The following is a 20,519-nucleotide window of genomic DNA, read 5'->3' on the forward strand; positions in this document are numbered from 1 at the left end:
ACCTGAGTGCGCGTAAACGCATAACACGCGCATACGGGGGGGGCACATGGAAGCAATCACAATCCTATTTGCTAAGAACACCCTTATTCAGGCCGCCGCAAACGCGTTTGCCCTGATATCGGGCATCGTTCTGATTGCGGTCAGTTTGCGCGCGGTTTGGAATTTCTGCGCAAATGCTTATCACACCTCAATCAAGGTTGCTTACGAACGCACTAAGTTCCAACTTGCTCGCAGATCGATCCAATGTGCGAACGACATAAATCTATACGCCGCCTACCTCGCGATGGCGGCCTGTCTATTTGCTCTATCGATAGCTGGAGCGCTGATAGGAATCCTCGGTCAGTTCGATCCGTTCGCCGACGCGCATGTATTCGGACATAAATATTTTAAGATCATGATGTTGGCCAGGTTCATAAACCTAACCTTTGCGCTCTTGTTCCTGAGCGGCTCCTTTGTTTCTGCGCAAGCGGTGCGGACCCTCTCCATCAACGTAATACGTATGCGGAAAAAGTACCGAAAGCGAAAATATAGGGCAAATAGATAGCCTTCCAAGCTACCAGATTTGCCAGTTTTCTGCGGCGCTTCGTGTAAAATCACGCGAAAATCGGCCCTTCTTTTCAAAAGCTTAGCCGGGCGCTGTAAAATTTTTATCCTCCCGAAGCCCGACAATCTGTCACTTATATGTTGACGTATTACGATGCGTCGCTTATATACGACGTATGAAGACGAAGCAGACCCCCCTGTTCGCAAAGTGGCTCAAGGGCCTGAAGGATCAGCGCGCAGCGCGCGCCGTCACGATCCGGATCGCCCGTGTCGAGGCCGGCCTGCTGGGCGACGTGAAGTTCTTCGACGGCATCGGCGAGCTGCGCATCGATGTCGGCCCCGGCTATCGGGTCTACTTCGTGAAGCGCGGCAACGAATGGGTGATCCTGCTCAACGGTGGCGACAAAAACTCGCAGGAGCGCGACATCAGGAAAGCGAAAGAACTGGCGGCGGGGCTCGATTGAGCCTCCCGCCCCCCAAGCCGGATGGCTGGGCAGTAGTCAAACCGGAGGGTTGGAAAATGACGACCGAACTGATCGATTATGACAGCGCCGAGCATTTCAAAGAGCCGGCCGCACAGACCGAACTCCTACAGGATGCGATCCAGCAGGGCGACGCGGGCTATCTCGCACACGCTCTTGGCATCATCGCGCGCGCCCGCGGCATGACGCAGATGGAGCGGGATACCGGCATGAAGCGACAGGCGCTCTATCGCGCGTTGGCAACCGACGGCAATCCAACGCTGGCGACCGTCATGAAGGTACTGAAGGCGCTCGACTTGCAGATCAAGATCGAGCCGCGGGTGGCAGCATGACCGAACCGACCATGATCGAGCAGATGCGCAAACTGTTGGCGGATGTCACTGCCGAGGGCCGCACGCCAACACATTGGGAGATCAAGCGCGAGGCGTTAATCTCGATTGAGATTGAGGCGGAGCACAACGGCTTTCTGGCTTACAACGTGGCCGATGGTGGCGATCGAAGGATAATGGGTCTGCCATTCGTGCAAATATCTGCTGACCAGGACGCGCCCGTTATCGCCCTAGCCAGCATCGGCGGCTAACGGGGGCTGGCCATGTTCGATGCCGCGTTGGCGGAGGAGCGCTAAGCCCCTCCGCCGTTTGGGTCAGGCGGCAGCGGCCGCCGGCGCAGCGGCAACCTTCAGCGCCGACGCCACGTCATTGTAGAGCGACTGCACGAGCTCGCGCGCGACGTCGGCCGCGTCCGAGGCCAGCGAGGCAAGGCCGCCGCCGGTGACATAGGACAGGACGAGCGGCGCGGTGTTCGTCACCACCTGCTCGAACTTCTCAGCGCCGGTCAGCGTCGAGTCCTTCAGCGCCTTGATGTCGGCGGTGACGGTGGCGCCGATCGAGGTTGCCTTGAGGGTGGCGACCACCTTCTGCGTCTCGGACAGGGCGAACTGTTCGACCGCGTGGCCGGCGGCGTGGAGCGCAGTCAGCTGCGCGGAATTGAGGAAGCCGACGAAAAGCTTGGACATGATGTTCTCCGATTGAAGGTCAGGCGACGGGGCCAGCGCTGCCGGCCTGACCGGCGGCAGCGGCGGGAAGAGATGCGGGCTCGACGTTGAGCGCCGCCCATGCGGCGGCCAGCGGGTGTGGGAGAGGAAGGCGCGCGCCTGTGCCCAGCCGGTGGCGCCGGCGACCATGAGCGTGCCGACGATCGTCTCGACCATGGTGGCGATGAAACCGTCGACCGCGCCCTGGTCGACGATGCCACGCGTCACCAGCGCGGAGCCGGCGGCGACGAGGGCGTGACGGACGAGCGACGCGAGCAGGGCATGCACGGCCGTGGCGACCGGCGCGGGAAGGTCGGACATAAATTTCTCCATGAGATGAGCACGTTGCCACGCGGCGGCGTCTCAACACGGGGCATGTCGAGCGCGGTGAGGGGTAAGCACCCGCGCTCCGGCTTCAGTCCGTGTTGGTAGTGTGGAGTACGGCCGCCGCTTTTCCGTCAGGCCAAGACGCGGAGCAGGCGCGCGCGGATCGCCGCGACATTTGCGAGGCCGATCGATCCGCCATTGGTGAGCTGGCGCGCTTTCGCAAAGTTGCCGGCGTCGACAGCGGCGTTGACGCCGGCCGCGCGCCAGAACTCGCGCGCGATGACGAGGCTGTCGGCCGGGTCGGCGGCCAGATCGGGGTTGCCGACAAGGTCGAGCCCGACCAGCTGGCCGAAACGCGCATAAGCGGCCTTGCCGGTCAGCTGTAGCATGCCCCGACCGCGGTAGAGCCACCCATCCTTCGCCGGTGGCGCAACGTTGCCCATACGGCCGCCATAGGCCCGGCAGGCGATGTCGACCGGCCGCCCGACGCAGGCCGCCGCCTGCGCAGCGGTGAAGTGCGTGGGCCACTGCGCGAGCAAGGCCGCCGCCGAGTAGCGCAAATCCTCCTCGAACCTCGTGAAGCCGCCGGTCTCGTTGCAGGTCTGCGCGACGAACTCGGCGAGCCGCGCGGGCGTCTGCGCGATCGGATCACCCTTGATCCACTTCGCCGCCGCCATGCCGATTGCGGCGATGGTGATGTCGGCCGGCCGCTGGGCAGCATAGGCGAACACCGCCGTATAGGTCTTCGGGCCATCGTCGCCGTCGGTCGCACCCGCGTAATAGCCGGCGCGCGAAAGCGCTGGCTGGGCGATGCCCTTCCAGTCGATCATGCGGAACTCCAAGTTAAAGCCGAATGTTTTGGAGCGCGAGGCTGAGCACTTCGCCCCCGATGCTCGCCTCCGGCGTCCCCGCTGGCCTTTTCCACGAAGGTCAGCGGGGCGTTTCCGAAACTAATATATGTATGCTAATCGACCGATCCGGCAGCTGCGATTTGCCGGCTGTTGTGACGCTCCGTCGCTCACCTTGGGGGAGGATGCTGCGGCGGGGCGTCTGCGGCCATAAATTACAGGGTCTCTGCGCTCATCTTCGCGACGGCGCCGTCCTGAGTTGACGCGTCGATGCCGCGTCCAACGCTGTCTCGGCAGAAGGTTTCTGCAATCCTTTGTATTGCTGCGCGATCAGCTTTTGCGATATGCCGCGCTGACCCGTCCGTGCTCCCCTGTGCGGCGGGAGTGCCTCGCCGGTCACCCCCCTTTTAGGCGGCCGGCGGGGCACGTTCCGGGAGCGCGGCCTGCGGTCCGACCGCCGCCAATTTAGCTCCCGCGATCGCGCCCTTTTCCAAAGCCTCCTCCGCCTTTTGCCGCGCGCGCATCTCTTCGACGGACGCGATCGCCCGCTTCACCTTTTCCGGCAACTCGTCGGCGTTCTTGAGCAGCAAGATCATCGCATCGAGGCATTGGTCCGAGTTGTTGGCCCGATGCCGCTGCAGTGCGATTTCGGCCTCGTGCCTTTGGCGTTCCGCCTCAAGCTTCTGCTCAAGGGACCGCCGATCAGATGCAGCCAGCTGTCGCTCCTCATCGAGTTTACGCTCGAGCTGCTCCACGCGGGTCGTCAACGTCGTGAGCAAGCGATCATCCGCGGTTTGTTCGATCTCTGCCATCTTCGGTCGCAGCTTGAGCCACGTCACGAGCGCGCTCCCTACGAGAAGGTTGAGAACGGTCAGCAGGGTTGCCGACCACGAGAAGCCGGTGACGGCGACATGCTGCACCGCCTGCTTTGCGGGCTCGATGCCTTCAGGCGTCATGGCGCTGATACCAGGTCGAGAAGCCGGCCATAACAAGCGCCAGGAACAGGGCGGTGACGAGCGAGAACGTGGAGGACACGCGGGCGAGGAACGACAGCCGATTGAGCACCAGCAGAAAGGCGATCGCCCAGATCGGATCAAGGTATCGGCCCTTTGCGATCAGCAAGCGAGCGACAGCAGGCGATAGCGATCCGAGACAGATCAGCCACGCACCGATGCTCGCGCAGCGCAAAAGGTATTCGGGCGTGAGCATACAGGCCTCTCAGAGTTTATGTTGAAGGGTTGGCGGCCCACGTTCGATTGCAGCGTTGTGGAAGTTCCGGTGATCGATCCGGTCCGGGGGATACGCATGAAGCTACTTTGTTATTTCGGACTTCATCGTTGGCGGATCCGCGCCACGGCGCGCTTCGGGACGTTCGTTCAACGATGCCGGGCTTGTGACCGGGTCGTCGTCAAACATCTCCGTTGATACGCTCGACTAGCTAAAGGCGCGGCGAGCGAGGTCGTTGATAAGGATGCGCATCCAGCGCTTTGTCGGTGAAGCGCGCCCTCGGCCTCCCGCTCAGGCGCGCTTCATTGCATCCGTTCTGGATAATACGTGCACGGCGAGGTCGCCGGCACATCCCATCCCGACTATGGGTACCCCTCAGCGAGTCGCTGGGGCAAAGGGATGGGGCGCGGCGATATTGGACCGCCGCGCCCCATTTCGTCAGCTCACCGTGATCGGAGGGATGGTCAGGTCGGTCGACGTAACGCCGTCGGTCACGGTCAGCGTCCACGGGCCATAGGTCCCCGCTGCCGTCGGCGTGCCAGTCCAATGGCCCGCGCGCGGGTTCAGCGTCAGGCCGGTCGGGAGCGCTGGGCTTCCCGCCTTCATCGAGAAGGTGCGTGCGACCGCACCGCCTGTTGCCATCGTTGCGAGCAGGTAGGGAGCGTTAAGCGTTGCAGCAGGCGGTGCGCCCGAAGGATCGGCCAGCTTAAGGCTAAGCGGCCAGCGTGGGATCTGCGTGCCCGCTGGATTGTAGGTCGCGCCGAGGTTGTTGATGCCCTCAATGACGGCGTCGCGCGCCTTCGTGGACATGTACCAGTTGCCGTTGAACTGATCGTAGCCGTCGGTCGGGTGATTGCGGTCGCTGTAAAGAATGTAGTCGTTGATGCCGTCATATTTCGGGGTGCCGACATAGCCGGTGCCGATCTGCCAGCCGAAGTCGCCAGCCGAGCCCGGCGCATAGACCGAGCGAACGAATATCGAGAAGGGGTCGGCCCAGGTGTTGAACTGGGCGCGGAATGCCTCCTCGCGATTTTGAAGCGTGGTGCGAACCTGGATAACGCCGCCCCACATGCCGACGACGACGATCAGCGCCCGCGGGAAGTCTGCTCGGACCTGCTGCCAGAAGGCGTAGGCGGCCGGCGTGCTGATGCCCGCGCTCTCTGTGTCGTTGTAGCCTGCGGCGATGACGATGATGTCGGGATCGATCGCCGGCTTGAGGTTCGGGACGACGAAGTCGGAATAGAATTGCGGGATCATCTTGATCAGGTTGCTGGTGATCGCCAGCGCCGACCCCGCGATGGCAGCCGTAACCGAACTCTTGACGCCCAAATATTGCGCCAAATTGTTCATCAGGTCGTCGCCGCGCAGCGAGTTGTTCGCCACGCCTGCGCTGTAGCTGTCACCAAAGACAGCCATCGTGACGGTATCGGCGCGCGTCGGCTTCGAGAAGATCGCTCCCGTGTCGGCGCGGATGCCCTTGAAGCGCATCGACGTATGCATCTCGACGGCAATTTCATAGGTGCCGACAGCGCCGAGGTCGTACTTCGTGTAGACGAGGCCGCTGCCGCCGGGGTTTGGTGCATAGCCTGCACGGGTCGCATGCGCGAGGCGGCCGTTGACCCATACGCGCATGAGCGGACTGGCATTCTCGCGGGTGACGACCTCGATATAGCGGGTGTTTGCGATCGAGATGTTCCACTTGCCTGCATACTGCCAGACGGGCTGGCTGTTGGGCATGAAGGCGGCAGTGCTGCTATTGTTGTTCGGCGTGTCATCCGCCTGCCCGACAATGAACATCGCCGGGTCGGTGGTGACGAACGGGACGCCACCCAGCACCTCGAACACGCCGGGATTGTTCTGATAGGTCACCTCGTTCGTCAGCGACGGCGCCAGCGACGAGACGGGCACGATCCCCAGCGGCGCGATGTCGCGCGGATTGTTCGTCTGCGCGGCCGTCATCACACGCTGGAGTTTCGAGACGGTCGCCATACGCTGCTGGTCGACAGACGGGAGCGTCGGCCCCGTGCTGAGACTGGTGCCAAACAGGTAACGACGCGCGGCGTGGCTGGTCATTGTCGTCCTTTCGGAAGAAGAAGTGCCGGCGGACCGGCGGGCGGATCAGACTGGATAGCCGGTGGTTACGTCGATGCTGGCGAGCACGGCCTCGTCGGCCGCGGCCTCGATCTGCTCGCGTTTCGCGGTGCCCGCCTTCTGGCAGGCGTCGAGATATTGGGTGACCGCCATGCCCATCGCGATCATGGCGGCGGCATCGTGAGTGACGACGCTGTTGTCGGCCATGGTCCAGTCGATCGAGAAGGCTTGGCCTGCGCTCTTGGCGATCAACGCGGCGAGCGCAGCGCCGCTGATCTTGCGCTGGCTATCCGCGTCGGTGTCGACCCGACCGAGCGGCGTCAGGCATCCGCCGGTCTGGCGCGCATTGCGGTAGGCGAGCGCATCGGCCCACGCGGCAACGCGCGCGACGTCGAGCGCCACCGCCGCAGGCAGCGCGAACGGCACCTCCGTCCGCACGCCGGCCACCATAGCCAGGCACGTCGTCATCGCGTCGCCTTCGATCGCCACCCATTCGGTATTGGGAGCGGCCGGCGGCAGATGGGCCGCATTGACGACGACCGTGCTTCGGACCGTGATTAAAAGTGCGCTGTCCCACAGGACATAATTGAGCTGCGCCGGCTGGGCCATGATGCACCTATTTCAGGGTGATGAAGCGCGCGCGGTAGCTCATGCCGAACACGTTGATCGGCATGTTCTGGCCATGGCTGTCGTGGCCATTCTCGTTGCTGACGTTGCGCAGGATGACGCCGATGATGACGTTGTCCCCGAAATAGTATTTGGGACTGTTGACGTTGAACGTGCCGGTTCCCCAACTGACGGTCGAGACGACGCCGGTCCCCGGATAGTCGGTGCTGCCGAACGCGTTCCAGCTAGCACCGCCGTTATTCGACCAGACGAACGTCGCCTGCAGGTACGACGAGAAGGTGACGAAGTCCGGGCTTCCCGTCGAGCCCGTCGGGCCGCTGTACTGCCAAGCGCCGTCGACGATCACCATCTGAGCGCCGTTGAAGTTGCCGGCGCCGCTGATCGCGACGACGCCGGTCTGTTCGCCGTTGTTGAGGGTCTGGCTCAACCCCTGATTGCCGACCAGATCGAAGCTGAAGGTGCCGTTGACGATCGCCGCCAGATCGACACCCTGATCGGTAACAAACGCCTTGGCCCGGACCGTGCCGGTCCCCAACACGTCGCCGTCGAGCACGATCGTGCCCGCGCGGATCCGGAACAGCGTGCCCGCCAGCGAGTCCGAGACCAGATCGAGGAGCGCTTCGCCCGCGCTCGAATAGGCGCCGACGCGGAAGTAAGCCGTGGTGCGGCCGTCGAGCGTGGCCAGCACTCCTTGCGCCGTGGTCAGGCGCGCATTGACATCGACCTGGTCGTTGTCGCGACGGTAGGCGGTCGGGCGCGTACCCGGCTGGAACTGGATGCGCGAGACGTCGAAATAATCGCCCGTGTATAAAAGGATGCGGGCGTGGGTCGCATTCGCCGGGCTATGACCGGCATAGACCTCCATCCGGCCGCTCCAGGCGTCCTGCGGTGTGCCGTAAAGCACCTGCCCGACGCCATCGCCAAGGAAGCCGCCGCCGTTGACCAGGTCCCACCATTGGACACGAACGTAGGAGTTTTGGGGGTTTCCGACCTGACGGCTATTGCCTTCGAAGCTCAGCGCGTAATCGGTATTTCCGTAGATCGGAATGTCCTGGAACAGCGGATTGCCGTTACCCGGCGCGTGGGCGACGAACGGCCCGACATTAGGGTCGACGTAAGTGGCCCAGTTACCGCCGTTGATATTCCAGTTGGCCAAGCCATTCGAAAAGTCCGAGTTTTTGACCATGTTCCAGGTCGAACCGGCCCGGAACTTGGCCTCCAGGGTGCTTGTGCGGCTGACCACCGCGCCCAGCGGACCGGCGCCGGTGCTGACCTGATCCAGCAGGCTCGCGTTGACATCGGCGATCGACGCCTTGCCGTTGATGGCGGTCAACAGTGGCGTGCTGACCGTACCCGAGAACTTGGAGTTGAAGTCCTGTTGCGCGGCGGTCAGGGCATTGCCGGCCGCGTCGGTCGCGACCTGCTGGGCGTATGAAATATCGGCCTTCGCCCCCAGCCCCGACAGCGCCGCGCCGGCGTCGATCTCCGGCTGCGTCGCCTTGCGGAAGACAACGCTGTCGAATGAGATGGACTTGGCGTCGCGGTGCACAGTCACGCCGCTGGGTTGCAGTCCCTCAAACCCTTCCCAGTTCGCCATAGCGTACAGGACGAAGCTGCGCACGTTGCCGTCGATCGGGGTGGTGAACAGCTTCGACCAGGTGCGCTGGTACGTGCCACCGCCGCCGTCGACATTGCTCAGCCAGCCCGAGTTGTCCTTCTCCCCGCCACAGTTGATCCGTGCCTCGCCCATGTATTGGCCCGAGGGGTTGAGCCAGTTCAGCAGGAGCCCGGCGCCGTTCCAATTCGTGGCGCGGCCGGTGACCTCGATCACGTAGGCGCCGAACGTCGTTGTAACGAACTGCAGAATACCAGCATTCTGGTTGGCGATGGGATCGAAGGCGGCCGCGTAGGGGCGCCCCTGCTGGCCAGTGTCGCGGCGAATGCCGGCCGACGCATCCCACCACGCCCATCCGGCGGGCGGCTGGGTCGCATCGTCCCATTTGACGAAGAACGGGTTCTGGTCGAGCGCTCCGGCGCTCGTCTGCGAAGACAGGTTGGCATAGTACGCCGCGGCGCCAGCCTGGTCGGTCGCGGTTTGCGCATAGCCCTGCGCATGACCGGCCTGCGTCGCAGCGTCGCCCGATGCACCGACAGCCGTATCGCGCGCTGCCTCGGCAGCCTTCCTCGCGTTATCAGCGGCGGTCGCAGAGGTCGTAGCCGCAACGGTCGTCCCATAGGTTGCGACCAGCGACGCCACGCCGTCTTCCGCCGCTTTGATCCCCGCGATCGCGTCGGCCACTTTCTGGCCGGCGTCGCCCCACGGGCTGGTCGGATCGGCGGTATTGGTGGCGTTGTCCTCGGGCCGCTTTCCGTTGTCGTCACGGGTCGCACTCCACGAAGCGCTGACACCGGGGATGAGCAGCTGTGTCCGGTCCACCGTCTGCAGGGCGGGCTGCGGCGGCGGCGTGGTCGTCTTGCCGAGCGAAAATGGATGCTTCTCGGCCGTTTCGGACCGCATCGTCAGCGTCACCGCGCCCGTCGTCGGCTCGAGCTGGCGCTTGCGCACCACCACCAGCTGGCTTTCCATCCCCAACGTCGGCGACTGGATCGTGAGCGCGTCGCCGCCCTTATAGCCGATCCATCGGATCTTGAGCGGGACCACGATGCCGTCGATCTCGCGGCTATTGCAGATGGCGTAGGTGGCAAGCTCGGCCACCTGGTTCGCGCTCTGAACAAGCTCCCACGTCATCGCCTTCGTGCGGGGCCGCGTGTCGGCCGCGACATAAGAGTCGACCTGAACCTTGGCGCAAGGCACCAGCTGCCAATCGTGATCTTCCAGTCGGCAGGTCGGGATCACGCCATTGATGCGGTCCCGCATCCGAGCGCCGCCGGGCACCGTGCAGGCTCCGATGATGTCGTCGTCGGTGATCGTCGCAAGGCTGGTGCGCGGCGCATCGACCGTGCAGCTGAGCATCCCGCCCAGCTGCAGCGGCTCGGCCGAGCCCGCCGCCAGCATCTTCTTGATGACGTCCCACTTGCCGTCGGTCGAGTAGACGACGCCGCCGACCTCCCAGCCATTCACATCATGGACGTTGGCGGCCTGCACGAAGGCCGGCACGTCGATCGCGGCGAGTGCCATGCCCATCCCGAGGATGCGCTTGCCGTTGTCCCAGCGGCCCAGCGCCCAGGTCAGAGCATGCAGCGCGGGGCAGCGCGACCAGACGTAGGTGCTCTCGTCCAGCGCGCGGCACGTGCCCGAGCCGCCGGGATAGGTGCTATCCTGCCGGGGATCGTAGACCGTGTTCCACTCGTCGATCCGCCGCGGCTGCGGCACGACCGCACCGGGGTACGCTTTGCCGCTCTCGTCGAACTTCAGCGTCCACGCGAAGTCGGAATAGCCCGACATCTTGGAGCTGGCCGACCATCCGGCGGGGTAAGGGTAAAAGCCGGTAGCCTTGACCGCTTCCGTCTGCGTGCCGTCCTGCCAGCGCAGCCACATCCAGCCGGTGTTGTGGCCATCGTTATAGCCGCCCTGCGCGACATCGTTGCCGACGTCGCCGCCGAACGTGACCGGGTTGCCTTCCACCTGGAACACGGCGTTGCTGTCGTTCTTCGATCGACCCCACGACCAAATGCCGAAGAAGGTCTGGAAGGCGTTCTGCGGCTGCGAATTGGACCAGTCGAACGTCTGGCGATGGACGATGAAGCCCGAGATGGCGGTGCGACCGACAGCGTAGGGGATGCCCTGATCGATCGCAGCGGTGAATTTGGTCTGATTGCCCGAGATGGTAGTGGGCGGCGTCTTGGTGAGCAGCGAACTGCCGACGCTTAGCACGGCGGCGCCAATGCCCGCGAGAGTGCCGATGGTCGAAAGAGTGCCGGCCGTGACGCCCAAGACCGTGGCCGAAGAGCCGATCCCGACCCCAATAAGCCCCGCGCTTGCAGCGGCACCGACACCGGTCGCGACAAGCGCCACCGCGCCCACCACGAGCGCGGCGGTTTTCAAAGCTTTGGCCATAAGGCATTACCGCCTTTCGGTGGCGAGGAAGAATTTTCGATGATTGTAATGTTTATCGCTGCAGTCGCAGGCGGACCCATCTCGAAATTTGACGATCGGCCGCCAACGGCTAGCTATATCTCGACACGAAGTTCATCTGAGATTGAGCGATGCCTGATCGATCTGCGAGGATATCAACCGCCGATGATTTATCGGCAAGCAGATCGGCCTAAGTCTCAAATGTTTGTGTGGATGGGCGGACTAGGAAACGGCCAAACTGCCGCTCGCGTCGATGTTCAAGAATTGGAGAGCGGAACCGCAATTAAAGCGTGGATTCCGGAAAGCGTAATATTGGGCTGCGCGCCGCGTCCTGACCGCTGATCATACGAGCACGCCAGCCAATGCAAAAACCGAGCCCAAGGCGAAAGAAATGACCGACACGAGCGCCAACCCGAGCCCGCAAAAATAATAGCCAAAGCCTTGGCCGATTAATTTGAACTCTTTCGCTTGATCAAGGATCGGTTGGTCGATGAGGGCTGCTGACCGGAGCCGCTCCAACTCCGCCATCGACGTGTTGTAAAACCGGTCCTGCGACATGAACGCCAGCACGTAGGCGATCAGGTCGACTGTAAAGCCGATCACGAACAAGCAGAACGCAACCCGCAGATTGTGGAAGTCGAAACGCACTGTCGGAGCGCGCGACAGGACATTGCCCACGAACGTGAACAGCGCGACCATCGCGCCGCCGTTGGCTATCAGGAGCGCTTTCAGCGCCTCCTGCGCCAATGCGAGCTGGTTCTTAACTCGGTCGGCCGCGTCAGCGGTGGCCGCCGACATCTGACTATCAATAACCGCGCGCCAGCGCTCTTTCGGATCATCGCTCATCGTGGATCGATCCTCCATGCCGCTTCGAACTGCAGCGGTTCCAACACCGCAACACCCTCGTGATCGTCGACGAATCCTAGCACGCGGCCATTCGATAGCGCGACCGTGAGGCAGCCGAGCGGGCTCGCGCTCGTCAGTTCGACGATATCGCCTGGCAGGGCCGCCGCCGGCGCGATGCGAGGGACGCCGAGCAGATCGACCGCATCGCCCAGCTTATGCACCCCGAGCCGGCGCAGCGCGCGCAGGGCGCCCATCTCAGTCGAAAAAGGTCCGGCCTTCGCGAGCGGTGGCGTATAGCCCATGCGGCGCAGGTGCTCGGCCACCATGCGTGCGCAGTGGCTTTTCGCTTTCCAGTCGAACGGTCGGCCCTTCCAGGCGTCCAGAAGCTGCTGGGCTGCCGCCACCCGGATTTCGAGCGGGGTGGGCGGGCGCGCGATCACCGATCGAACCCCCCGTCGACGCCTGCATAGCCGTAGCCGGTGACGACCGCGCCGGCTGGCGGCGTCGCCAAGCCCCAGTAGATATCGCGCTCGTTGCCGGTGACGTTGGCAAAGCCGGTTTCGCCGGGGTGGATGCTCTGGTGGAATGCGTCGGACAGGCGCGCACCCTCATCGTCCTCGAGCAGACGCTCGAACATCGACACGCACTGGATGTCGACCTCGCGCTTTTGCCGATCCGGCATCAGCGTGCCGACGTCCCACAGGAAGCTCTGGTAGAGATAGGGATCGGGGATCAGCAGCCCGGTGAAGGGCGAAAATGCGGCGAGGTACACGTAGACCGGCGCTTCCTGATATGTCGGCGAACAGAGTTGGGCGGCCGTGCTGTTGCTCGGCGGGTACATCGAGAAGCTCCAGTCGGGCGCCTCATCCCCCGCGCCATCCTCGAACGAGTCCATCGCGGCGATCGTGCCGAAGATGGGATCGACGTCGGAATACACGTCGGACCCCCACGAGATCGCGCCTGCGCCGCCCACGAGCAGCCGCATGGTATGACCGGGCAGTTCGGCGCGGATCAGCATGGCGATCAGCGCGCGCTCCTGCGTCAGCGCATTATCGAGGCCGGGGGAGAGTGCGCTCATTTGCGTTCCGTGATCGTGAACTGAAGACCGCGGGTGCCGGCACGCTCGAGCGTCCAGCCGTTTTCGTTGCCGCTGAGCTGGCCGACGATCACCGGAGCGGCAAAATTGAGCGCGATGCCATCGGAGGGTGATGTGCGAAGCATCGGATAGAGCGGCACCACCGCTTTCCCCGCGCTGTCCGCGACGACGTCGGCCGTCGACATTTCCAGATATGGCCGGCCACCGGCGTCCACAAAGCTGAAAAACTGACCTTCGCGGACGTGATAGCCTGCTGAGAAACCGCGAATGGCGAGCGCGAGGCCGCCCTGTCCGGGGCCGTCAACAACCGGGGCGCCGGGCACGCCAATATTGAGCCCCATCTGTGGGAAGGCCAGCTGCACGTCCTGGTTGATCGCCTGCAGCAGCCGCGCGACCCAGATGCGGCCGTCAGGCTCCGGCTTCAGCCGCGGAAGCACAACATCCATGCTGAACCGATTGCCGAACCGATCGAGCCGCGTCGTCGTGCCGCCGGCGATGGGTTGCTGCCACATTCCATAGTCGATCGGCTTCGGATTGGCCGACTGGGGCAGCGGAGACGAAGGCAGGAGGATAAAAGCCATGTTCAGCGCCGGATCTGGCGCGCGGCACGCCGGACATCGTTGGCGCGCGCCATCTGGGCACCTCCGTAGGCGCCCCGCGTCGATGCCTCCTCGACGCCAGCGCGAACCCAGCCGCGAACCGTATCGGCCAGGACGGCGTCTTGCGCGTAAACGTGAATGTGCGTGTCTCCGCCATTGCCGTTCGCGGCCAGCATCTGGCGCGTCTGCGGCGCGGGAGTCACGCTCGCGCCTTTCGGCAGGTTGATGAGCTCCGGACCGTTCTCCGCCACCCAGGCCAGCCCGCCGGGCGCATCGTCGGTGCCTGTAGCAAAGCCGGGGATGCTGAGCGATGTCGTGTCGATATCGCCGAGGCTGAGCCCGGTGCCGCTGAAGTCGCCGGCGCCGCCCGACTTGCCGAGCAGGCTGAACACCGATCCCAGCGTCGGCAGATTGCTGTTGCCGTTGATCAGGTTCTTGAGCGGATTGAGCGCGGCGAGCTTGATGAACTCTTGCTCCAGATCCTGAGCGATGTTCTTGCCGGAGGCGAGGTCGTCGATGAACGTGGAGGTGAAGTCGCGCACCTCTTGCATCGCGTTCGAGAGCCGCGTCACCGCGGCCGTCATGTCATCCTGCGCGGCCACACCAGCGAGGATCGCCTTCGCGTCGTCGCTGTTGAGGTCGATCCCCTTGCCCTGCAGGTCGACCGTTTTCTTGACGAGGTCGAGATACTTCTGGCGCTGGTCGGTGCCCATCGTAACGCTGGCGAGATCGGCCTGCGAAAGGGTGAGCGCGTCCTTCTGGCTGTTTAGTTCGTCCGACGCGTACTTTTTCCGGTCGGTCGCCAGCTTCTGCTCCGCCTCGCGCACCTTGGCGGCGGCCACATCACCGGCGCTGGCGCCATATTTGTCGCTGTCGCGCTGCGCTGCGCGGCGCGCGATCTCGATCTGGCCGGCGCCGGTCCGATCGCCGGCGAACTCCGCCTGATCCTGCAGCCCGGAGATGCTGTTATTTGTGGCGTCGATCGCGGTCAGCGCGGCCGTCCGCTTCTCTTCCTCGTGGGCAGCCGCGAGCGCCGCCCGATAGGCCGTGATGATGTCCGTCAGCTTCTTGAGCGCATCGCCATGGGCGATCGTCCGCAGGGTCAGCAGCGGACGGAGCGCAGCCTCGTCGGACAGCGCATGACCGAGATCGGCCATCGCAAGCGTGCCGGCAGCGACGTTGTCGTTCGCCGCCTTCCGGGCGGTGAGCTCGTCACGCAGGAATGACACGGATTTCGCGCCGTTGGCGATGCCCTCGGCGACGTTCAGCGCGAGCTGCCGGCGGATCTCCGCCTCGACGTCGATCCCCTTCTTGGTGGCGTCGGTCAGGGCCTTGCGGCGCGCCTCCGCTTCGATCGCCGCGGCACCCCCCTTCAGATAGGCGTCGGCGAGGGCGAGCGTGGCCGCGATGTTCGCATCCATCGACGCGGCGTCGCGCGCCATCGTGTCGGCATGCTTCTCGCCAGCCTTGCTCGCGGTCGCCAAGGCAGCAGCGCCCTTGGAGTGCGCGTCAGCCTCGGCCTGTGCGGCGGTGATGACCTTGCCGGCGTTTTCGACCCGCTCCTTCTGAACGGCGAGCGCGGCCTTCTGCGCAGGCGTTCGGGCGGCCGCGATCTGGGCATCGAGGCCGTCCAGCTGCCGCTGCTTCTCGGCAGGCGACAAATAGGACTGGATCGCGCGGGTATAGGCATCCTGCGTTTCGCGGGCGCCCTTGAGCTGATCAGCCGATAGGCCGGCTGCCGAACCGTTGTCGACCAGCAGCTTGTTCACCGCGGCGAGGTTGGTTCGCAGTTCGCCCAGCTTATCGTCGCCGGTGAAGCTGTCGACCAGCTTCAAGCCGGGCGCCGCCTCCGATCGCGCCCGTGCGCTGTTCTGGCGCTGTTGTGAGGCGGCAAGCTGCTGCTGGAGCGCCGCGATCTGACGGTCATAATCCGACGTGTCGGCCATGCCGTAGCTGTCGCGCATCGCGCGAGCGCGCTGCGCCTGGAGGTTGGCCAGCCGCTCGACGGCGGAGCCGCCGGACAGCGCCTGCTCGATCGCCTTGCCCAGCCAGGTCGAGGCTTCGGACGCGAAGGTGGTAACGTTTCGCCACGCCCACGCCATGCCATTGATGTTGGTCGACGCCTTGCCCGCCGCGTCTTGGAGCGATTTCAGCAGCACGATCTGCGCGTCGGTCTCGCGGCCGGACTCCACCAGCGATTGGACATAGGCGACGGTGCTGGCGTCGAGCGCGCCGATCTTGGTCGCAAGCTCCTCGGCACCCTTGGCGGGGTTGGCGAACGCCGCCGCCAATTCCTTCGCCGCCTCCTTGGCATCTTCGCCGGTCGCGGCCGCATAATCCTTCACCAGCGCGATCAGGCCAGGCAGGACCTGGGTGCCGATGCGGCCGGTCTGGACGAATGCCGTCTCGAACTCGCGCGCCGTGCCGACGGTGATATCGCCGGCGCTCGCCGCTGCCTCGGCGATCTGCTCCATCTGATCCTTGGTGACGCCCGCAACCGCGCCGACGCCCGACGATAGGGATGCGAACTTATTCATGGCGTCGTCGTAGGACAGCCACGCCGCTGCGCCGGCGATCAAGGCGACCGTGCCTGCGGCAATGCCGATCGTCGTCGGGGTGATAATGGCCGAGACCTTCTCGAGCGCGCCCGCGACACCTCCGTCATCGAATGCCGCAACCTCGCCGATCTTGTGCGCTTCCAGCGCGAAGGCGCGGATCGGCGACTGACCCGCGATGAGCGAGTCGGTGAACCGCATGACCGCAGACTGAGCGATCACCGTCTGCGTGCGATTGAGCCCCATCGCCGCAGTGTGGCCTTCGACGTCACGCTGCGCAGCGGCGAGCGCCTTGGATGATAGCTGAACTGCTGCGGCGTGCTCGAGCTCGTTGATCTTTCCCGAGGCGAGCAGCTTGGACGAAAGCGCGATCTCGTCGTCATAACGCTTTTGAGCCGTGCGAAGCGGGTCGATCGCGTTCCGGAGCGCGTCGGCCTGACGCTGCTGCTCGGCCATCTCCTTCGTGAACGCGCGATAGTCGAGCACCTGCTGGTTCTGGTTGGCACCTGGCGTCGAGACGCCGGCGGCCGCCAGTTTCTGCGCGGCGGCGGCCTGCTGGGCGGTGGCGCGCGCGATGTCGTCGCCCGCGCGCTCGAAAGCCGCCGACGCACGCCGTGCGTTGGCTTCGCCGCTCGCGCCGATCTCCGCGAAGCCGGACTTGATCTCCTCTTTGCCGTCCATGCCGAGACGAAGGGACACACCGGGCTTGCTCGCCATCGTCATCCCTCCTCTTCGTCATCGGTGGCACAGTCGTCGCGGCCGGAAAGGATCGCAGCCTCAGCCGCCGGCAGGGACGCCGCCAGCAAATCGAGATCGACACGGCGGGCGGTTCCGACGGCCATGACGGCCCCGAAATCGAGCGCGAACGGCACGCCGAACCCGCCCACGCGCAGCTGCGAGCCGCAGCCGACAATCACTTCCCAGACGGCTTCGCCTTCTTCGGTCGCCGGCTCGTGCTCGCGGTACGGGCACGCTTCGCAGCGAGGGCTTCCGGTTGCCCCTCCGTAGCCGCAGGAGAGATGGCAATATCGTCCGCCGGCGTCGCCTCCGCCGAAGTGCCAATCGGCGAGCCGGCGGATACGTTTCCCTCCATGTCCCGGCGGGACCATGGGCGGACATAGATGCGATCGGCGGCCTCGAAGCGGCCGATGTCGCCGAGGAAGATCGCGACCGCGTCGGGCGTCACCGGGATGACGTTGCCGTCCTGATCGCCGACGCCTTCCCACGCAGTGATGCCGCGCCGGATCAGTTCCTCGGATAGCGCGTCCGCCGCGCCGACCAGATCGGTTTCGTCGAGGCCGAGCGCTTCGCGAACAGCGTCGCGAGCTGCCCGCACCGCCTTCCGGCCGATCGGCGCGAACTCCACGCGCACGCCGGGCAGAAGAAACGGCCGGGGGTCTTCCGGATCGTTGCTGACGATCTCGCCGAGCCATTCGTTGCCCGACGCGACCAGCTTGACCGCGATCTGCGGCGTGGCTGCGTCAGGCATAGGACGCGATGTCGTTGGTGAGGGTCGCGATGACGCTGGCTGCAGCCGCCCCGCTGGCCTGCCAGTTGAACACGGCCTGGATCCCGTTCGGACCGGAGATCGGGCGCTTCGGGCGCGGCAGGAATACGCGCGGCACCGAGAAGATCAGGCTATGCGCGCCGCTCGTCCAGCCGAAGTCGAGCTCGACCGGCGTCGGCGGGCTGGCGCTGGCCGCCGCGAGCAGGACCGTATCCTTGAACCGGACGGTCACCGAGCCCGACATGCCGACCATGCCGGGGTCGCTGTCCTCGATCCGGCCGTCGGACTTGATCGTGTCGACGGTCTCGAGGTTGTTCGTGAAGGTGAAATCGGCCGCGACCACCGATCCCAGCTGGGCGCCATCCTTCTTCACCGAGCCGGTGGCCTGCGGGAAGCGCTGCGTTGCCTTGGTCGTCGGCGCGCCGGAGATGCTGGTGGCGCTGGGATCGCTTTCGCCGATGCAGATCAGGCTGCACGTCGCGTTGAGAAGGCCGGACCGGGCGAGGCTGATCTTAAGCTGATTGCCGCGCGCGCCATAGTGCGTGCTGTAGGTCGGGATCTCGGGCGAGCCGATCTCCAGCGACATCGACGGCAGCGCGAGCAGGCCCGAGGTGAACGTGTGCACGGTCTCCGCGCCGGAACCGGCGGCGCTCACCGGCTGGCCGAAGAATAGCTTCAGCCAATACCAGAAGTTGCGAACGTCGACCGGCACGACGACGTCGCCGGTGTTGGTCGCAACGTCCGGCGTCGGATCCTGCGGCTCGCGCCCCTGACCCAGCAGGTCGGACGCGATCAGCGGCCGCTCTTCGCCCAGCGTGTGGCTGACGAAGGGCATCTTGGCGAAGCCAGGGCCGGGCGCGACGCCGGCAGTCGTCTCGAAAGCGCCCGTCAGCAGGGCGTTTGAACCGCGTGCGCGTCCCATAGTGGTTCTCCTTACAGCGGGCGGGTGGTGGCGTAGATCGCGGTCAGCACCACCTGTGCTTCCCGCGCCGGCGTGGCGCCGGGCGTGAACATGTCGTCGATGGCGGGCGCCGCAGCGTCGAGATAATCGACCAGCCCGCCCAACGTGCGATCGGCGGCAATCGCGGCCGAGAAGGAGTCGATCATTGAGGCGACTGCCCGGACCGCGCTGTCTCCGCCGATCGCCTTGCTGGCGGCGAAGCCGATGGGAATTTGATGCTCGTAATTGTAGGTCGGCGGGCAAAGATCGATCTCGGGCTCGCCCGGATCGCCATATTCGATCACGATGCGGCCATCGGGCGACAGCCGATCCGCGGCTGGCAGATCATCCTCGGGCGCGATGATGTCGACGTCGGCGGCGGGCAGTGCTGAGCGTGCCAGCACCTTGAGCGCCGCAAGAATGTCGAGCTGCAGGCTCATGCGCTCCATTCCTCGGCGAGAAGCTGCGGCAGGGTCGCTGCGGCACGATCGAGCACGGTCTGCAGATCCAGCTTCTTCGGAATGCGGACCGACGCCACCAGCACGAACATCACCACAGCCTGCACTTGGCGCGCCTTGTTGCGGCTGGTGCCGGCGAGTTCGCGGACGCTCGCTTTGCGAAACCGGCCCGTTTCCTTGCGGGCAACCAGATTGTCCATCAGCAGATAGCCGACAGCGCCCCGGGTCGTGCCGTTGCGAGCATGCGACCCCTGTGCGCTCTTGGCGGGAACGAAGCGGAGGCGGCGGCCGAATTGCGCCTCAACCTCGCGCGGCGTCTTGGCGCGAGGTTGGCGTGCTTGGCCGCCTGACCCCTTGCGCGGCGTGTCGTCGGTCGGAATGGCGAGCAGCCGGCGGCCGGCTTTCGCGATGATCGTGACGCCACGCGCATAGGCGTCGACAATGCCGGGCGCCTTGGAGAAGACCAAAGCGGCGGGCGTCAGGCTCGATCCGGCCGAAGGATAAACCTTATCCTGCCACGTTTTCGAAAAGCGGTCGGAGAAGCCAGCGGCAAGCATCTGGTCGCGCAGGTCGTCTTTCATGCCCTCGCCGGCGCGTCGCATCGCCTTCATTGAATCCATCCGAGCCTTGATGTCGGCCGCGTCGAGCGCCTCGGCGAGACCGGACATCTGCGCCTTCAGCTTGAAGCTCACAGCGGCTCCAAATCGCAGGTCCAGGTCAGCCGCTCGACGTCCGACCTGGGTCCGCCCTGAAGCGTGAAGTCCTCATGGCTGGCGATCGCTCCAGTGTCGTCTCGCGTGACGAACGACAGCAGCGCGCCCGCGACCGGCATCGCGATATCGGAGCGCAGGATCTGGACAGAATTGACGTCGACCTCGATCGACCCGCCGTTGAAGTCGGCATCCTTGGTACTGCTGCCGCGGATCACACGAAGCGCCACCGGGGAACTCGCAGGTGGAAGATAGATCGCCTCGGCCGACCCTGGCCCGCGGAACAGCGCGACCAATGCCGAGGCGAAAGGATCGAACACGCTGGATCAGCCGGCGGCAAGCGCGCGGTGGGCACGGATCGCGGCGGCGATGTCGACCTTGCGGCTGGCCTCGCCGAGGTTGACCGTCTCTGCCGCGGCAAGCGCGGTCAGCTCGTCGAGCTTCATCTTGTCCAGGTCGTCGCTCTCCTCCGCCAGTTTGGCGGTGATGAGGGCATTGGCGGCGTCGGTGTCGAGCATGAAGGGATCGTCGTCGGGCGTGCGGCGCACGCCTGCGATGACGACATCGTCGAGCAGCTGAATGCTCTTCATGGCG

General features: G+C 64.9%; 23 protein-coding genes. 4 read left to right on the forward strand and 19 right to left on the reverse strand.

Annotated features, from left to right (window positions below; genetic code table 11):
* Positions 1–46 precede the first annotated feature (46 nt).
* From K8P63_RS17945 to K8P63_RS17960, 4 genes are all read left to right on the forward strand, one after another.
* A complete protein-coding gene (locus K8P63_RS17945) occupies positions 47–544 on the forward strand; it encodes a hypothetical protein (RefSeq protein ID WP_223797351.1) in 498 nt (165 codons plus the stop codon).
* A gap of 175 nt (positions 545–719) precedes the next feature.
* The gene (locus tag K8P63_RS17950; RefSeq protein ID WP_223797352.1) at positions 720–1,007 is read left to right on the forward strand and encodes a type II toxin-antitoxin system RelE/ParE family toxin; all 288 of its coding nucleotides are present in this window, start codon (positions 720–722) and stop codon (positions 1,005–1,007) included.
* Complete coding sequence (locus tag K8P63_RS17955; protein WP_223797353.1) at positions 1,004–1,357, forward strand: addiction module antidote protein; 354 nt, start codon at positions 1,004–1,006, stop codon at positions 1,355–1,357. The genes K8P63_RS17950 and K8P63_RS17955 overlap by 4 nt, the downstream gene beginning before the upstream one ends.
* Complete coding sequence (locus K8P63_RS17960) at positions 1,354–1,605, forward strand: hypothetical protein (protein WP_223797354.1); 252 nt, start codon at positions 1,354–1,356, stop codon at positions 1,603–1,605. Before K8P63_RS17955 ends, K8P63_RS17960 begins: the two co-directional genes overlap by 4 nt.
* Positions 1,606–1,668: 63 nt before the next feature.
* On the opposite strand, the gene K8P63_RS17965 is transcribed toward K8P63_RS17960, so the two are convergent.
* The 19 genes from K8P63_RS17965 to K8P63_RS18055 form a co-directional block, all read right to left on the reverse strand.
* The gene (locus K8P63_RS17965; RefSeq protein WP_223797355.1) at positions 1,669–2,379 is read right to left on the reverse strand and encodes a Pam3-gp28 family putative phage holin; all 711 of its coding nucleotides are present in this window, start codon (positions 2,377–2,379) and stop codon (positions 1,669–1,671) included.
* A gap of 137 nt (positions 2,380–2,516) precedes the next feature.
* Entirely contained in the window at positions 2,517–3,215 is a 699-nt protein-coding gene (locus K8P63_RS17970) for a glycoside hydrolase family 19 protein (protein ID WP_223797356.1), read from the reverse strand.
* 425 nt (positions 3,216–3,640) lie between these two features.
* Positions 3,641–4,189: a hypothetical protein gene (locus K8P63_RS17975; RefSeq protein ID WP_223797357.1), complete on the reverse strand. Its 549-nt coding sequence runs from the start codon at positions 4,187–4,189 to the stop codon at positions 3,641–3,643.
* Positions 4,179–4,442, reverse strand: coding sequence for a hypothetical protein (locus K8P63_RS17980; RefSeq protein WP_223797358.1), 264 nt, complete (start codon positions 4,440–4,442; stop codon positions 4,179–4,181). The genes K8P63_RS17975 and K8P63_RS17980 overlap by 11 nt, the downstream gene beginning before the upstream one ends.
* A 456-nt stretch (positions 4,443–4,898) precedes the next feature.
* Positions 4,899–6,533 carry a GDSL-type esterase/lipase family protein gene (locus K8P63_RS17985; protein WP_223797359.1) on the reverse strand — a complete coding sequence of 545 codons (1,635 nt, stop codon included), beginning with the start codon at positions 6,531–6,533 and terminating at the stop codon, positions 4,899–4,901.
* Between the two features lie 45 nt (positions 6,534–6,578).
* Positions 6,579–7,160 carry a DUF4376 domain-containing protein gene (locus tag K8P63_RS17990; RefSeq protein ID WP_223797360.1) on the reverse strand — a complete coding sequence of 194 codons (582 nt, stop codon included), beginning with the start codon at positions 7,158–7,160 and terminating at the stop codon, positions 6,579–6,581.
* 7 nt (positions 7,161–7,167) lie between these two features.
* On the reverse strand, positions 7,168–11,196 hold the full coding sequence (locus K8P63_RS17995) for a hypothetical protein (protein ID WP_223797361.1): 4,029 nt from the start codon (positions 11,194–11,196) through the stop codon (positions 7,168–7,170).
* Between the two features lie 360 nt (positions 11,197–11,556).
* On the reverse strand, positions 11,557–12,060 hold the full coding sequence (locus tag K8P63_RS18000; RefSeq protein WP_223797362.1) for a hypothetical protein: 504 nt from the start codon (positions 12,058–12,060) through the stop codon (positions 11,557–11,559).
* Complete coding sequence (locus K8P63_RS18005; protein WP_223797363.1) at positions 12,057–12,500, reverse strand: DUF6950 family protein; 444 nt, start codon at positions 12,498–12,500, stop codon at positions 12,057–12,059. Before K8P63_RS18005 ends, K8P63_RS18000 begins: the two co-directional genes overlap by 4 nt.
* Positions 12,497–13,138 (reverse strand): hypothetical protein, encoded by a 642-nt coding sequence (locus tag K8P63_RS18010; protein WP_223797364.1) that lies wholly within the window; start codon positions 13,136–13,138, stop codon positions 12,497–12,499. Before K8P63_RS18010 ends, K8P63_RS18005 begins: the two co-directional genes overlap by 4 nt.
* Positions 13,135–13,737 carry a hypothetical protein gene (locus K8P63_RS18015; RefSeq protein ID WP_223797365.1) on the reverse strand — a complete coding sequence of 201 codons (603 nt, stop codon included), beginning with the start codon at positions 13,735–13,737 and terminating at the stop codon, positions 13,135–13,137. Before K8P63_RS18015 ends, K8P63_RS18010 begins: the two co-directional genes overlap by 4 nt.
* A 2-nt stretch (positions 13,738–13,739) precedes the next feature.
* Positions 13,740–17,027 carry a phage tail length tape measure family protein gene (locus K8P63_RS18020; protein WP_223797366.1) on the reverse strand — a complete coding sequence of 1,096 codons (3,288 nt, stop codon included), beginning with the start codon at positions 17,025–17,027 and terminating at the stop codon, positions 13,740–13,742.
* A gap of 2 nt (positions 17,028–17,029) precedes the next feature.
* Complete coding sequence (locus tag K8P63_RS18025; protein ID WP_223797367.1) at positions 17,030–17,227, reverse strand: DUF7697 family protein; 198 nt, start codon at positions 17,225–17,227, stop codon at positions 17,030–17,032.
* Positions 17,224–17,799: a hypothetical protein gene (locus K8P63_RS18030; protein ID WP_223797368.1), complete on the reverse strand. Its 576-nt coding sequence runs from the start codon at positions 17,797–17,799 to the stop codon at positions 17,224–17,226. Before K8P63_RS18030 ends, K8P63_RS18025 begins: the two co-directional genes overlap by 4 nt.
* The gene (locus tag K8P63_RS18035) at positions 17,792–18,739 is read right to left on the reverse strand and encodes a phage tail tube protein (protein ID WP_223797369.1); all 948 of its coding nucleotides are present in this window, start codon (positions 18,737–18,739) and stop codon (positions 17,792–17,794) included. The genes K8P63_RS18030 and K8P63_RS18035 overlap by 8 nt, the downstream gene beginning before the upstream one ends.
* A gap of 11 nt (positions 18,740–18,750) precedes the next feature.
* Positions 18,751–19,197: a hypothetical protein gene (locus K8P63_RS18040; protein WP_223797370.1), complete on the reverse strand. Its 447-nt coding sequence runs from the start codon at positions 19,195–19,197 to the stop codon at positions 18,751–18,753.
* On the reverse strand, positions 19,194–19,907 hold the full coding sequence (locus tag K8P63_RS18045) for a DUF6441 family protein (RefSeq protein ID WP_223797371.1): 714 nt from the start codon (positions 19,905–19,907) through the stop codon (positions 19,194–19,196). Before K8P63_RS18045 ends, K8P63_RS18040 begins: the two co-directional genes overlap by 4 nt.
* Positions 19,904–20,245 carry a head-tail joining protein gene (locus tag K8P63_RS18050; RefSeq protein WP_223797372.1) on the reverse strand — a complete coding sequence of 114 codons (342 nt, stop codon included), beginning with the start codon at positions 20,243–20,245 and terminating at the stop codon, positions 19,904–19,906. Before K8P63_RS18050 ends, K8P63_RS18045 begins: the two co-directional genes overlap by 4 nt.
* Before the next feature lie 6 nt (positions 20,246–20,251).
* Positions 20,252–20,515 carry a hypothetical protein gene (locus tag K8P63_RS18055; RefSeq protein WP_223797373.1) on the reverse strand — a complete coding sequence of 88 codons (264 nt, stop codon included), beginning with the start codon at positions 20,513–20,515 and terminating at the stop codon, positions 20,252–20,254.
* Positions 20,516–20,519: the final 4 nt, after the last annotated feature.

Origin of the sequence: Sphingomonas nostoxanthinifaciens (genome assembly GCF_019930585.1) — a bacterium.
Lineage (GTDB): Bacteria > Pseudomonadota > Alphaproteobacteria > Sphingomonadales > Sphingomonadaceae > Sphingomonas_I > Sphingomonas_I nostoxanthinifaciens.

Coding starts and splice junctions, on each gene's coding strand:
- K8P63_RS17945 (WP_223797351.1), top strand. CDS start 47: ATGGAAGCAATCACAATCCTATTTGCTAAGAACACCCTTATTCAGGCC.
- K8P63_RS17950 (WP_223797352.1), top strand. CDS start 720: ATGAAGACGAAGCAGACCCCCCTGTTCGCAAAGTGGCTCAAGGGCCTG.
- K8P63_RS17960 (WP_223797354.1), top strand. CDS start 1,354: ATGACCGAACCGACCATGATCGAGCAGATGCGCAAACTGTTGGCGGAT.
- K8P63_RS17965 (WP_223797355.1), bottom strand. CDS start 2,379: ATGTCCGACCTTCCCGCGCCGGTCGCCACGGCCGTGCATGCCCTGCTC.
- K8P63_RS17970 (WP_223797356.1), bottom strand. CDS start 3,215: ATGATCGACTGGAAGGGCATCGCCCAGCCAGCGCTTTCGCGCGCCGGC.
- K8P63_RS17975 (WP_223797357.1), bottom strand. CDS start 4,189: ATGACGCCTGAAGGCATCGAGCCCGCAAAGCAGGCGGTGCAGCATGTC.
- K8P63_RS17980 (WP_223797358.1), bottom strand. CDS start 4,442: ATGCTCACGCCCGAATACCTTTTGCGCTGCGCGAGCATCGGTGCGTGG.
- K8P63_RS17985 (WP_223797359.1), bottom strand. CDS start 6,533: ATGACCAGCCACGCCGCGCGTCGTTACCTGTTTGGCACCAGTCTCAGC.
- K8P63_RS17990 (WP_223797360.1), bottom strand. CDS start 7,160: ATGGCCCAGCCGGCGCAGCTCAATTATGTCCTGTGGGACAGCGCACTT.
- K8P63_RS17995 (WP_223797361.1), bottom strand. CDS start 11,196: ATGGCCAAAGCTTTGAAAACCGCCGCGCTCGTGGTGGGCGCGGTGGCG.
- K8P63_RS18000 (WP_223797362.1), bottom strand. CDS start 12,060: ATGAGCGATGATCCGAAAGAGCGCTGGCGCGCGGTTATTGATAGTCAG.
- K8P63_RS18010 (WP_223797364.1), bottom strand. CDS start 13,138: ATGAGCGCACTCTCCCCCGGCCTCGATAATGCGCTGACGCAGGAGCGC.
- K8P63_RS18015 (WP_223797365.1), bottom strand. CDS start 13,737: ATGGCTTTTATCCTCCTGCCTTCGTCTCCGCTGCCCCAGTCGGCCAAT.
- K8P63_RS18020 (WP_223797366.1), bottom strand. CDS start 17,027: ATGGCGAGCAAGCCCGGTGTGTCCCTTCGTCTCGGCATGGACGGCAAA.
- K8P63_RS18030 (WP_223797368.1), bottom strand. CDS start 17,799: ATGCCTGACGCAGCCACGCCGCAGATCGCGGTCAAGCTGGTCGCGTCG.
- K8P63_RS18035 (WP_223797369.1), bottom strand. CDS start 18,739: ATGGGACGCGCACGCGGTTCAAACGCCCTGCTGACGGGCGCTTTCGAG.
- K8P63_RS18040 (WP_223797370.1), bottom strand. CDS start 19,197: ATGAGCCTGCAGCTCGACATTCTTGCGGCGCTCAAGGTGCTGGCACGC.
- K8P63_RS18055 (WP_223797373.1), bottom strand. CDS start 20,515: ATGAAGAGCATTCAGCTGCTCGACGATGTCGTCATCGCAGGCGTGCGC.